At 68.2% G+C, this 12,454-nt stretch carries 12 protein-coding genes; 7 read left to right on the plus strand and 5 right to left on the minus strand.

What is annotated here, in order from left to right; genetic code table 11:
- The first annotated feature begins 35 nt into the window (after positions 1 to 35).
- Complete coding sequence (serC, locus tag ABRP18_RS13035) at positions 36 to 1,148, plus strand: phosphoserine transaminase (RefSeq protein WP_193761515.1); 1,113 nt, start codon at positions 36 to 38, stop codon at positions 1,146 to 1,148.
- Positions 1,149 to 1,158: 10 nt separating this feature from the next.
- Here the strand turns inward: serC and ABRP18_RS13040 are convergent, their stop codons facing one another.
- Both ABRP18_RS13040 and ABRP18_RS13045 read right to left on the minus strand, forming a co-directional pair.
- Positions 1,159 to 1,761 (minus strand): DUF3027 domain-containing protein, encoded by a 603-nt coding sequence (locus ABRP18_RS13040; RefSeq protein ID WP_349884795.1) that lies wholly within the window; start codon positions 1,759 to 1,761, stop codon positions 1,159 to 1,161.
- Positions 1,745 to 2,125: a cold-shock protein gene (locus ABRP18_RS13045; RefSeq protein WP_045263389.1), complete on the minus strand. Its 381-nt coding sequence runs from the start codon at positions 2,123 to 2,125 to the stop codon at positions 1,745 to 1,747. Before ABRP18_RS13045 ends, ABRP18_RS13040 begins: the two co-directional genes overlap by 17 nt.
- Positions 2,126 to 2,243: 118 nt before the next feature.
- On the opposite strand from ABRP18_RS13045, the gene ABRP18_RS13050 reads away from it, so the two are divergent.
- From ABRP18_RS13050 to ABRP18_RS13060, 3 genes are read left to right on the plus strand one after another with little or no spacing between them, the layout of a single operon-like run.
- Positions 2,244 to 2,519 (plus strand): hypothetical protein, encoded by a 276-nt coding sequence (locus tag ABRP18_RS13050; RefSeq protein WP_046746551.1) that lies wholly within the window; start codon positions 2,244 to 2,246, stop codon positions 2,517 to 2,519.
- A 10-nt stretch (positions 2,520 to 2,529) separates the two neighbouring features.
- Positions 2,530 to 4,239 carry a helicase-associated domain-containing protein gene (locus ABRP18_RS13055; RefSeq protein ID WP_349884796.1) on the plus strand — a complete coding sequence of 570 codons (1,710 nt, stop codon included), beginning with the start codon at positions 2,530 to 2,532 and terminating at the stop codon, positions 4,237 to 4,239.
- Between the two features lie 37 nt (positions 4,240 to 4,276).
- Positions 4,277 to 5,917, plus strand: a complete 1,641-nt coding sequence (locus ABRP18_RS13060) for a DNA repair helicase XPB (RefSeq protein WP_349884797.1) — start codon at positions 4,277 to 4,279, stop codon at positions 5,915 to 5,917.
- 10 nt (positions 5,918 to 5,927) lie between these two features.
- On the opposite strand, the gene ABRP18_RS13065 is transcribed toward ABRP18_RS13060, so the two are convergent.
- The gene (locus ABRP18_RS13065) at positions 5,928 to 6,992 is read right to left on the minus strand and encodes a type II CAAX endopeptidase family protein (RefSeq protein WP_349884798.1); all 1,065 of its coding nucleotides are present in this window, start codon (positions 6,990 to 6,992) and stop codon (positions 5,928 to 5,930) included.
- A 163-nt stretch (positions 6,993 to 7,155) separates the two neighbouring features.
- Between ABRP18_RS13065 and ABRP18_RS13070 the strand changes: the two genes are divergently transcribed.
- The 3 genes from ABRP18_RS13070 (at position 7,156) to ABRP18_RS13080 (ending at position 10,014) form a co-directional block, all read left to right on the plus strand.
- Positions 7,156 to 7,848 (plus strand): response regulator transcription factor, encoded by a 693-nt coding sequence (locus ABRP18_RS13070; protein ID WP_017828926.1) that lies wholly within the window; start codon positions 7,156 to 7,158, stop codon positions 7,846 to 7,848.
- Positions 7,849 to 7,909: 61 nt separating this feature from the next.
- Positions 7,910 to 9,604: a HAMP domain-containing sensor histidine kinase gene (locus tag ABRP18_RS13075; protein WP_349884799.1), complete on the plus strand. Its 1,695-nt coding sequence runs from the start codon at positions 7,910 to 7,912 to the stop codon at positions 9,602 to 9,604.
- 122 nt (positions 9,605 to 9,726) lie between these two features.
- Entirely contained in the window at positions 9,727 to 10,014 is a 288-nt protein-coding gene (locus tag ABRP18_RS13080) for a WXG100 family type VII secretion target (protein WP_058631004.1), read from the plus strand.
- 63 nt (positions 10,015 to 10,077) lie between these two features.
- Here the strand turns inward: ABRP18_RS13080 and groL are convergent, their stop codons facing one another.
- On the minus strand, positions 10,078 to 11,697 hold the full coding sequence (gene groL, locus ABRP18_RS13085) for a chaperonin GroEL (protein WP_058631003.1): 1,620 nt from the start codon (positions 11,695 to 11,697) through the stop codon (positions 10,078 to 10,080).
- A 124-nt stretch (positions 11,698 to 11,821) separates the two neighbouring features.
- On the minus strand, positions 11,822 to 12,388 hold the full coding sequence (locus ABRP18_RS13090) for a LytR C-terminal domain-containing protein (protein WP_307723494.1): 567 nt from the start codon (positions 12,386 to 12,388) through the stop codon (positions 11,822 to 11,824).
- Positions 12,389 to 12,454 lie beyond the last annotated feature (66 nt).

Genomic DNA, 12,454 nt, shown 5'->3' on the forward strand with positions numbered 1-12,454 from the left:
CCTGCGGCACGCCGAGCGCCCCCTAGAATCGACGCATGGCGATCGAGATTCCCCGTGACCTCCTGCCCGTCGACGGCCGCTTCGGCTGCGGTCCCTCCAAGGTGCGCCCTGCGCAGCTCGAGGCGCTGCTCTCGTCGGGAGCCTCGATCCTGGGCACATCCCACCGTCAGGCACCCGTGAAGAACCTCGTGGGCAGCGTCCGCGAGCAGCTCGCGGCTCTGTTCCGCCTGCCGGAGGGATACGAGATCGTCCTGGGCAACGGCGGCTCGACCGCTTTCTGGGACGCGGCGGCCTTCGGACTGATCGAGAAGCGCAGCCAGAACCTCGTCTTCGGCGAGTTCGGCGGGAAGTTCGCCGCCGCCGCCGGCGCTCCCTGGCTCGAAGCCCCCGATGTGCGCAAGGCCGAGCCCGGTTCGCTGACCGTTGCAGAGACCGTGGAGGGTGTCGACGTCTACGCCTGGCCGCACAACGAGACCTCGACCGGCGTCGCGGCCCCGATCCGACGCATCGCCGCTGAAGGCGCGCTGACCGTCATCGACGCGACGAGCGCCGCCGGTGGTATCGACTTCGACGCCGCTCAGGCCGACGTCTACTACTTCGCGCCGCAGAAGAACCTGGGCTCCGACGGCGGTCTGTGGTTCGCCGCCGTCTCGCCCGCTGCCGTGGAGCGCATCGAGCGCATCGCCGCCTCGGGTCGTTACATCCCCGAGTTCCTCAGCCTGAAGAACGCGGTCGACAACTCGCGGCTGAACCAGACGCTGAACACCCCGGCGCTCACCACCCTGCACCTGCTCGACAGCCAGCTTCGCTGGATCCTCGACAACGGTGGCCTCACATGGGCGGCGGCGCGCACGTCCGAGTCGTCCGCCGTCCTCTACGACTGGGCCGAAGCCTCGTCCATCGCCACGCCGTTCGTGGCGGACGCGGCGCACCGCTCCCCCGTGGTCGCGACGATCGACTTCGACGACAGCATCGACGCGGCAGCGATCGCGAAGGCACTACGGGCGAACGGCATCGTCGACACGGAGCCGTACCGCAAGCTCGGGCGCAACCAGCTGCGGGTGGCGACCTTCGTCTCGATCGAACCCGACGACGTGCGTCAGCTGACCCGGTCGATCGAATACGTGCTGGAGAACCTGGGCGGCTGAGCGCCCGGGGTCACTCCTCCTCGTCGACCTCGCCGGCGTCCTCATCGAGGGCGTCGGCGTCGTCGTCCTCGGACTCATCCTCTTCCGACGCGACGGACTCGTCGTCGACAGCGCCCTCGTCGAGTTCGTCGATGTCCACACCGTCCACGTCGCCGGCGTGGAGGATGTCCCCCTCATCATCGTCATCATCGTCGTCGAGGTCGTCGTCGAGCCCGCCGTCTTCGTCGTCCTCGAGTCCGCCGTCGTCCGTCACCACGTCGTCGCCGGCAGCCGCGGCCGCTTCAGCGAGCTCGACCTGGTGCGCGCGGTACTCGGCCAGGCGCTCGGCCCACGGAACCCACTCCGGAGCCAGCAGGGCGCCATCGCCGGGAAGGAGCTCGACCTCGAGCACCGTCGGCTCCTCATCCTCGACGCGGGCGACGGTCACCGTCCAGTACCACCCCGGGTAGCCGGCCAGCCGGTTCTCGAAGCGCAACGAGACCGACCCGTCCTCCTCCGCGAGGTATCCGGCGGCGGGGCCGACGGTGGACGCCGGGGTGATCTCGGCCAGCGCGGCGAGCGCGAGATCGTGGGCGTCCAAGAGACGCGCGTCGGCGTCAGGCTTCGAGGTCATCAGCGACCTTACGCAGGACGGCCGCGATCTTGCGGCCCTGACCGGAGGAGGGGTAGCGACCGCGGCGGAGGTCTCCGCCGATGCCGTCGAGGAGCTTCACGAGGTCCTCGACGATGATCGCCATGTCGTCGGCCGGCTTGCGCTTGGCCTTGGAGAGGCTCGGAGGCGCCTCGAGCACGCGCACTGACAGTGCCTGCAGCCCGCGCTTGCCGTCGGCCACGCCGAACTCCACGCGCGCACCGGCCTTCACCGCGGTGCCGGCCGGCATCGCGGAGGCGTGCAGGAAGACATCCTGGCCGTCATCGCTGGCGATGAAGCCGAAACCCTTGTCTTCGTCGTAGAACCTGACCTTGCCGGTGGGCATGGGAGAACCTCGCTGGGATCGTCGTGCAGAACAGTGGGCGCGCTCATGCGCGTGCCCCCAGCCTACCGGTCACGACGCGCGCGAAGCCGAAGGCCGCGGTGCGAGTAGGCTGGAGCGGATGAGCACGAAGAATTCCGAACCGGAGGTTCCCATCCGGCGGCTGGATCGCATCCTGGCGTTCACCGCGCTCGGAATCGCGGCAGCATCGGTGGTCTGTTTCTTCGCGATCATCATCGGGACCGCGCTCGGGATGGATCAGACCGCGTTCGGCGAGGGCCTCTGGCCGATCGTCGCGGCGATCCCCTACTGGGGCCTGCCCGTCGCTTTCCTCATGATCATCGCGCTCCTCACGATGAGCTTCATCCGGAAGGGCCGCGCGTCTTCGCGTTCATGAGGCATCGGCCATGAGCACTCACGCGCGACCGCTGGCGGATTGGCTGGCTGCGGCGAGCGACGATGAGCTCTGCAGACTCCTCGCCGCGCGTGGGGTGCGCTCTGACGCCCCGTGGCAGGACTTCTTCGATGCCGCGGAAGCGCTCCTGGACCCCGCTTCGATCTCCCGCGTCCTCCCGTCGCTGACCGCGATCGAGGCGACCGCGCTCCTCACGGCGGCTTCCGGAGGGGACGCCGGGCCCGAACGAGAGGCGCTGACAGCACTCGCGCTGCTGCGGCCCGATGGGTCGCCGTATCCGCCGGTCACGGCCGCCCTCGCAGGCCGCTCAGCCCCTCCGACGACCCCGGTCCCCACCGTCGCTCCTGCATCTGCATCCGCGGCAGCCCATGCCGCCGAGCGCGCCTTCACGACGGTCGCCGTGCTCGCCGACGTGCTGCTGATCGCGCGGGAGAGTCCCTTCGCCCTCCTGACCGGCGGCGGTGTGAGCGCCGGCGAGAAGCGCCAGCTCGCCGAGGCCGGAGTGCCCGCGGAGATCGTCGACGCTCTCGCGGCGATCGCCCTCCAGGCGGGCCTCGCCGTGTCGACCGACCGGCGGCTGCGGTCGAGCCTCTCCGCCGAGAGCTGGCTGCGCTCGTCCGCGGCGGATCGTTGGACCGTCCTCGCGACGGCGTTCCGCGACGCTCTCCCCCGCGGCGTCCGTTCCCAGACCGGTGGCTGGATCCCCCCTCAGCTGTGGCCTCTCGCCCATCCGTGGGACCCCGCGTGGCCCGATCGTTCTCGGGGTATGCAGGAGGCGGCAGCGCTTCTCGGACTGATCGCGGAGGATGGGACCGAACCGGAGTGGGCGGTGAGCCTGCGAAGCGGAGGTCCCGCGGATGCCGGCGCACTCGTGGCCCTGCTGCCCGCCGAGGTCGATCGCATCTTCCTGCAGAACGATCTGACGGCGATCGCACCCGGCCCGCTGGAGCCCGCGCTCGACGTGCGCTTGCGCACCATCGCCGTCCGCGAGTCCGCCGCGCAGGCATCGTCCTACCGCTTCACCGCCGAATCCGTGGCGCACGCCTTCGTCGTCGGCGAGACGGAGCAGTCGATCCTCGATCTCCTCTCCTCCGTCTCGCTCACGGGCATCCCGCAGCCCCTCAGCTACCTCCTCACCCAGACCGCCCAGCGACACGGCCTGGTCCGCGTCTCGACCGACGACGAGACAGGCCGCACGCGCATCGAGAGCGCCGACAGCCATCTCCTCCAGGCGATGACCGTCGATCAGACGCTGCGCCCACTCGGTCTCACTGCGCACGTCGACTCGTTGACGACCCGCGTCGGTCGCGACACCGTGTACTGGGCGCTCACCGATGCGCGATACCCGGCGACACTCGTCGGCTCCGACGGCGCTCTCCTGGTCAGAGAACGACACCCAGCGCCGCCGGCTCCGGCGTCGACCGACGACTCCTCCGGACTGGCTCCTCTGATCGCGCGCCTGCGCTCACACCAGGGGCCTGACGCCGATGCGGCATGGCTCGATCGCGAACTCGAAGCTGCGGTGCGGGCGAAGTCCGTCCTCAAGGTCACCGTCGGGATGCCGGACGGGTCGACCAGGGACCTGCTCCTGGAGGCGACGGGCCTCGGTGGAGGCAGACTCCGTGGACGAGACCGCGCAGCGGACGTCGAACGCACGCTGCCGGTTTCGAGCATCCTCACAGCGACGATCGTCGCCCCATGAGGCCCTGCGCATCGGGCGACCGCTAAACTGGTCAGCTATGTCTGATGGCCCCTTGATCGTCCAGAGCGATCGCACCGTGCTGCTCGAAGTCGCCCACGCCGATGCCGAGAGCGCCCGCCACGAACTGGCGATCTTCGCCGAGCTGGAACGCGCTCCCGAGCACATCCACACCTACCGCATCACGCGGCTCGGTCTGTGGAACGCCCGCGCCGCAGGGCACACCGCAGAGGACATGCTCGAGACGCTCGATCGCTGGTCCCGCTTCCCGGTCCCGCCGTCCGTCGCGGTCGACCTGCGGGAGACGGTGAACCGCTACGGCCGGCTGGTGATCGAGCGCGACGACGAGGGCACCCTGATCCTGCGCTCCTCCGATCCCGCCGTGCTGGCACAGGTCGCGAACAACAAGCGCATCCAGCCCCTTCTCATCGGGCACCCGACCCCCGAGACCTTCGTCATCGACGCATGGGCACGCGGCCAGATCAAGCAGGAGCTTCTGAAGATCGGCTGGCCGGCGGAAGACCTGGCGGGCTACACCCCGGGAACTCCCCACGAGATCGACCTCGCCGGGGACGGCTGGCACATCCGCCCCTACCAACAGGATGCCGTCGACGCGTTCTCGAAGGACGGCTCGGGCGTGGTCGTGCTCCCCTGCGGCGCCGGCAAGACGATCGTCGGTGCCGGAGCGATGGCAGCGACCAAGACGACGACCCTCATCCTCGTGACGAACACCGTCTCGGCACGGCAGTGGCGCGACGAGCTGCTCAAGCGCACCAGCCTCACCCCCGAGGAGATCGGCGAGTACTCCGGGCAGGCCAAGGAGGTCAAGCCCGTCACGATCGCCACCTATCAGATCCTCACGGCGAAGCGGAAGGGCGAGTACGCGCACCTCGCACTGCTCGACGCCCTCGACTGGGGCCTCATCGTGTACGACGAGGTCCACCTCCTTCCCGCCCCCGTGTTCAAGCTCACCGCCGACCTGCAGGCGCGTCGTCGCATCGGCCTCACCGCCACCCTGGTGCGTGAAGACGGTCGCGAAGGCGATGTGTTCAGCCTGATCGGGCCGAAGCGCTTCGACGCCCCCTGGAAGCAGATCGAGGCGCAGGGCTTCATCTCGCCCGCCGCCTGCTACGAGGTGCGGGTCGACCTGCCGCCGAGCGACCGTCTGGAGTACGCCGCCGCGACCGACGACGAGCGCTATCGCCTCGCGGCCTCCGCGCCGGCGAAGGTCGCAGCCGTGCGCGAGCTCATCGCCAAGCACGAGGGCGAGCGCATCCTCGTGATCGGGCAGTACCTCGACCAGCTCGAATCGCTGTCCGAGGCGTTGAACGCCCCGCAGATCACGGGTGCGACCCCGGTCGATGAGCGCGAAGAGCTGTACCGCGCGTTCCGGGAGGGTGACATCTCGCTGCTCGTGGTCTCCAAGGTCGCGAACTTCTCGATCGACCTGCCAGAGGCATCGGTCGCCATCCAGGTGTCCGGATCGTTCGGATCGCGTCAGGAGGAGGCCCAGCGTCTGGGCCGTCTGCTGCGTCCGAAGCAGTCGGGGCACACCGCGAGTTTCTACACCCTCGTGGCCCGCGACACGATCGACCAGGACTACGCCCAGAACCGTCAGCGCTTCCTCGCCGAGCAGGGGTACAGCTACACGATCATGGACTCCGACGCGATCGCCGCCTGACGCTCCCCTGTCACCCGCGTGCGACGCGTCCGTGGAGCACCGCACCCAGCTGGTGGGTCCCCGACGGCTGATGGGTCCCTGACGGCTGATGGGTCTCTGACGCGCGCACCGGAGTCGTGCGCCACGCTGTCCGCGCGATCCCGAGTCGCGCAGCCCATCGGTCGGCGAGCACGGCGTAGATCACCATCGCGAGTGCCGAGGCGAACAGATCGACAGCCGTTCCCGAGGTCGCGTTGGCATCGACGAGCGTGACGGAGCCGAGCAGGAAGATGAGCACGTTGTTCACGATGTGCAGCGAGATCGCCGCCTCGAGGCCCCCCGTTCGCCAGGTCAGCCATGCGGCGACGATCGCGAACATCCCGACGCTGGCCGCACCCCACACGTCGTACCCATGACCGAGGACGAAGATCGGCACGGGCAGGAGGATGGCGAAGGCAGGATGGCGTAGCCAGCCACCGACCAACTGCATCAGGTACCCGCGGAAGACATACTCTTCGGCGGCAGCCTGCAACGGGATCAGCAGCAGGACCAGCAGCACCATCGTCCACAGCCCGGGGTGGGAGAAGTCGGCGGTCACCGCGTCGCCGCTCAGCGCCGACCAGCCCAACACGACGGCGAAATAGACGAGGAACACCGCCAGGGCCAGCAGCAGGCTCTTCCCGAGCCATGCCATGCGAAGGCGCCCGGTCACGGAGGACAGCAGTCCCACCCCGCGCCCTTCGATGAGGCGTGACGCCAGCAGCAGCGCCGGGATCATCAGGATCAGGGGAAGAACCAGCGCGACGAGCAGCCAGGGCCGATCGAGATCGAAGAACTGCGTGGTGCTGAGGAGCACCTCTGATTCGACGCGCCACCCGGGGATGAACATCGACATGATCGCGAGAGGCACGATCACGATCAGCAGGATCACGACATAGAGAGCGATGCCGACGAGCCCCGTGAGCAGCATGCGCCACCAGCGATACCGTGGCCGCAGGTGTGCCAGCCGATGGTATGCGAGTTCCTCCCCGTCGGGGCGATCGGCCCGTGCGGCGGGAGTTTCGGGGGCGGCGACGTCGTCCTCGTGAGAGCTCATACCTCGATCCTCCCGGGTCCGGCTATGCGACGCATCCGACCGCGGGACGATCCCGTTCCCCGATGCCGATACACGGCTCACGAAGGCCGGCGCGAACGCGCGAGTCGACGCCGTTCCGCACAATAGTCAGCATCCACATGGCCGGAGTCACCATAATGGGGACATGACTGCTCCGCGCATCCTGGTCGTCGACGACGAACCCAACATCCGTGACCTGCTCTCCACGGGTCTCAGCTTCGCCGGATTCCAGGTGAAGACGGTCGCCAACGGCGCCGCGACGATCTCGGCCGTCCTCGAAGAGGAGCCGGACCTGATCATCCTGGACGTCATGCTGCCCGACATGAACGGCTTCAGCGTGACGAAGCGTCTCCGTGGCGCCGGGTTCACCGCGCCGATCCTGTTCCTGACCGCCAAGGACGGCACCGACGACAAGATCGAGGGCCTCAACGCGGGCGGGGACGACTATGTCACGAAGCCCTTCAGCCTCGACGAGATCGTGGCCAGGGCACAGGCTATCCTCCGCCGCACGATGCAGGCCGACGAGGAGTCGATCATCCGCGCCGGCGAGCTGTCCATGGACCAGGACACGCACGACGTCCACGTCGGCAAGGAGCCGATCGAGTTGAGCCCGACCGAGTTCAAGCTGCTCCGCTACCTGATGCTCAACCCGAACCGCGTGCTGTCGAAGGCGCAGATCCTTGACCACGTGTGGGAGTACGACTTCAACGGCGACGCCGGCATCGTGGAGAGCTACATCTCGTACCTGCGCCGCAAGATCGATCCGCACACCGAGGAGTCGCTCATCCAGACCAAGCGCGGCTTCGGATACATGCTGAAGGTCGGCAAGACGGTCTGACGACCACCGCACCATCACCGCCACCGTCTCACGGTGGTGTCGCCGCACCGAGGAGGACCGCATGGCGCACAAGCCCGATGCGGTCACCAGCTGGTGGCGGCGCATCAGTCTTCGCGCGAAGGTCACCGGCGTCACCGTCGCGGTGCTCGCGCTCGGACTGCTCATCGCCGGCATCGGCACCGTGCCGATCCTGCGCAACGCCCTGGTCGCGAACATCGACGCGCAGCTGCCCGCTCTGGTGTCGAGCGATCTGGTCGAGCGCTACTTCGACTCGGTGACGGTCGACGGCGTCACCACGTACAGCCCGCGCGACGAGCAGCCGCGCGACTTCTCCTTCGCGATCTACGATGCGACGGGCGAACTGCGTGCGACCGCTCGCGGCACCTCGGGCCAGGCTCCCCTCTTCCCGTCCGAGTACTCGCTCGCCAAGGCGACGGCCAACACGGATCAGATCCCGCTCGAGATGACCGGAGCCGACGGGGAGCTGTTCCACGCCGCGGTCGCCGTCGTCCCTTCGGAGGGCGGGGTCCTGCGCATCCAGCTGGTGGCCCTCCCCCTCGCGCCCGCCGATCGCATCATCAGTCAGTACTTCGGCATCTACATCACGATCGCCCTGATCACCATCCTGATCGCCGCGCTCCTCACCCGCGGGCTCGTCACGCTCACGTTCCGCCGTCTGGGTCAGGTCGAGGCCACGGCCATGTCGATCGCCGCCGGCGACTTCCGTCAGCGGCTGACCGACCTCGAACCGACGACGGAGGTCGGTCGCCTCAACACCGCCATCAACACGATGCTCGACCGTGTCGACGCCTCACTCGCGCAACGGGACCGCACCGTGCAGCACATGCGGCGATTCATCGGTGATGCGAGCCATGAGCTGCGCACCCCGCTGGTGAGCGTGCGGGGCTACGCGGAGCTCTACCGGATGGGTGCCATCAAGGGCGAGGAGGACACCGCTCGGGCCATGGAGCGCATCGAGAAGGAGGCCATCAGGATGGGCGTCCTGGTGGAGGACCTGCTTGCGCTCGCGCGGCTGGACGAGGAGCGCGAGCCCGAGATCGTGCCGCTCGATCTCCGCCCGATCGCGCGGGATGCAGCGCTCGACCTCCGTGCCGCTGCCCCCGGTCGGACCGTCACGGTGATCGACCGGACGGCCGACAGCAAGACCGTGATCCCCCTGCATGAGATCCCGCCCCTTCAACCTCCCGAGCAGCCGACCCCCCGCGGGCTTTCCCGCGCCACGCTCTCCCGCCTTCGCCGCCGGTCCCGTCAGCAGGAGAAGGCTCCGGTGATCGACTTCACCGAGGTTCCGGACCTCCCTGTGCGCACTCCCCCGATCGTGCTCGGCGAAGAGAACAAGGTGCGCCAGGTGGTGACGAACCTGTTGGGCAACGCGCGTCGGTTCTCCCCTGAGGACGGCCCCATCGAGATCGTCGTCGACTCCGACCGTGCCGCGGGCACAGCGAGCATCGCGATCGTCGACCACGGCGAAGGCATCCCGCCGCAGATCCGGGAGCAGATCTTCGAGCGCTTCTGGCGAGCCGACACCTCACGCGCGCGGGAGACCGGCGGCTCCGGCCTCGGACTCGCGATCGTCGCGTCCATCCTGAAGGCGCTTCACGGCGGTGTCGACGTGTCGGAGACCCCGGGCGGCGGCGCGACGTTCACCGTGACGCTTCCGCTCGCGCCGGCACGAGCAACGCCTGCGCACCTCCTGGAAGACACGCAGCCACTCGATCGCGTCGACCTCCCCTGACGTCACTGCACGGAGGGTCGCGTTCCCCGGGTTGCGCACAGGACGCGGTGCCCGGCCCCCTGGTGCGTCTTCATCCGGCCGAGCCCCGCCTAGCCTCGGAACCCCTACGAGAAGGAGTTCCCATGTCTGTCTTCACCGTCGACACCGAAGCCGTCCACGCCGCTCACGGTGCGACACGCGCCACCATCGAGCGCCTCCAGAGCGAGTCTGCGACCCTGATGTCTCAGCTCCGGCAGCTGCAGTCGACCTGGTCGGGCACCGCGTCCAACGCCTTTCAGAACTGCGCTGAGCAGTGGCAGGGCGCACAGATCCACGTGGAACAGGTCCTCGAATCGATCGGCACCTCGCTCGGCTCCGTCGCCACCCAGTACGCGGACGCCGATCAGTACTCCGCCAGCCTCTTCCGCTGACACGCGCCGTGAACGCAGAACGCCCCCGGCCGAAGCCGGGGGCGTTCTGTCATGAGTGCAGGATCAGAAGTCCATGCCACCCGACGGGTCGCCCATCGGAGCAGGAGTCTTCTCCGGCTTGTCAGCGACGACGGCCTCGGTGGTGAGGAACAGAGCCGCGATCGACGCTGCGTTCTGCAGCGCGGAGCGGGTCACCTTCGCCGGGTCGATGATGCCGGCGGCGAACATGTCGACATACTCGCCCGTGGCTGCGTTGAGGCCCTGGCCCGCGGGGAGCTCGGACACCTTGTTCGCGACGACGCCCGGCTCGAGCCCGGCGTTCATGGCGATCTGCTTCAGCGGAGCCTCGATCGCGACGCGGACGATGTTCGCGCCCGTCGCCTCGTCGCCCGAGAGCGAGAGAGCGTCGAGGGCCTTGGTGCCCGACTGGATGAGCGCGACGCCACCACCGGGGACGATGCCCTCCTCGACGGCTGCCTTCGCGTTGCGGACGGCGTCCTCGATGCGGTGCTTGCGCTCCTTGAGCTCGACCTCGGTCGCGGCACCGGCCTTGATGACCGCCACGCCACCGGCGAGCTTCGCCAGGCGCTCCTGGAGCTTCTCACGGTCGTAGTCGCTGTCGGTGTTCTCGATCTCGCGACGGATCTGCGTGACGCGACCCTCGATCTGGTCGGCCTCGCCCGCACCCTCGACGATCGTGGTCTCGTCCTTGGTGACGATGACCTTGCGCGCACGACCCAGCAGGTCGAGCGTGGCGTTCTCGAGCTTGAGGCCCACCTCTTCGGTGATGACCTGGCCACCCGTGAGGATCGCGATGTCCTGCAGCTGCGCCTTGCGGCGGTCGCCGAAGCCCGGAGCCTTGACGGCGACCGACTTGAAGATGCCCTTGAGCTTGTTCAGCACGAGCGTCGCGAGAGCCTCGCCCTCGACGTCCTCGGCGATGATGACGAGCTCCTTGCCGTCCTGGATCACCTTGTCGACGATCGGCAGCAGGTCCTTGATGTTGGAGACCTTCTGGTTCGCGATGAGGATGTACGGGTCCTCGAAGACCGCTTCCTGGCGCTCCGGGTCCGTGACGAAGTAGGGGTTCAGGTAGCCCTTGTCGAAGCGCATGCCCTCGGTGAGCTCGAGCTCGGTACCGAACGTCTGCGACTCCTCGACGGTGACGACGCCCTCCTTGCCGACCTTGTCGATCGCCTCGGCGATCAGTTCGCCGATGGCGGGGTCAGCGGCGGAGATCGAAGCCGTGGCGGCGATCTGCTCCTTCGAGTCGATCTCCTTGGCGCTGGCGAGCAGCTCCTCGGTGATCGCAGCGACGGCCTTCTCGATGCCGCGCTTGAGCGAGATGGGGTCGGCGCCGGCTGCGACGTTGCGCAGACCCTCGCGGACCAGCGCCTGAGCGAGGACCGTGGCGGTCGTGGTGCCGTCACCCGCGACGTCGTCGGTCTTCTTGGCGACCTCCTTGACGAGCTCCGCACCGATCTTCTCGTACGGGTCGTCCAGCTCGATCTCCTTGGCGATGGAGACGCCGTCGTTCGTGATGGTGGGGGCGCCCCACTTCTTCTCGAGAACGACGTTGCGGCCGCGCGGGCCGAGGGTGACCTTGACCGCGTCGGCGAGGATGTTCAGGCCGCGCTCGAGGCCGCGGCGGGCCTCCTCATCGAAAGCAATGATCTTTGCCATGAGTTTTTTCGTCCCTCCTGGACGTAGACGTTGGGTTTAGCACTCAGAGTGAGAGAGTGCTAACGCCATTCTGGCACTCGACACCTTCGAGTGCAAGCCGCCGGAGGTACGGCACCGGCCGAGGTCAGGGGGTGGGCGTCTCGCCGGCTGAGCTCGATCGATCGAGGCCGATGACCACTGTGAACTGCTTGTTGCCCTCCTCGGTCTGACCCGAGTAGTAGTCGCTCTGCTGCACGGCCGCTCCACCGAGCACGTTCGCCAATCCGATCGCCGCGAGTTCGTCCTCGTCGTTGACGTAGAACACGGTCGTGGTGGCGAAGTCCTGGCTGGAGCTGTCACCGGCGAAGACGTTCTCCGACGCCCACCCGTTGTTGATGAGCAGGTCGCGCATCTGGGTGTCGAGCCCTTCCTCCGGCGTGCCGTTGAGGATCATCACGGAGATGGAGGTGTCCACCACGCCCGTCTCCACCGGGGTGGGAACGGCGCTGGGAGCGGCCTCGGGGAAGAGCGAGATGCGTCCCATGACCACGAGCGATCCGAAGATGCCGGCGATGATGAGCACCAGGGCGGCGACGAAGGACCACAGCAGCACGACCCAGCCGTTCATTCCCGGAGCTTCGGCGCGATGCGCTCCCACCCGTCCGGTGGAACGGGGAACGTCATCGAAGCGATCGCGGGAGGGCTTGGACACCCCTCGATGCTAGCGGCACCTTCCTGGCAATCCGTTCTCCGGCGCGGCACTGCTCGTTCCGAGAGC

This window comes from Microbacterium sp. WHRI 7836, assembly GCF_040223885.2.
In the GTDB taxonomy this organism is placed as follows: Bacteria; Actinomycetota; Actinomycetes; order Actinomycetales; family Microbacteriaceae; genus Microbacterium; species Microbacterium oxydans.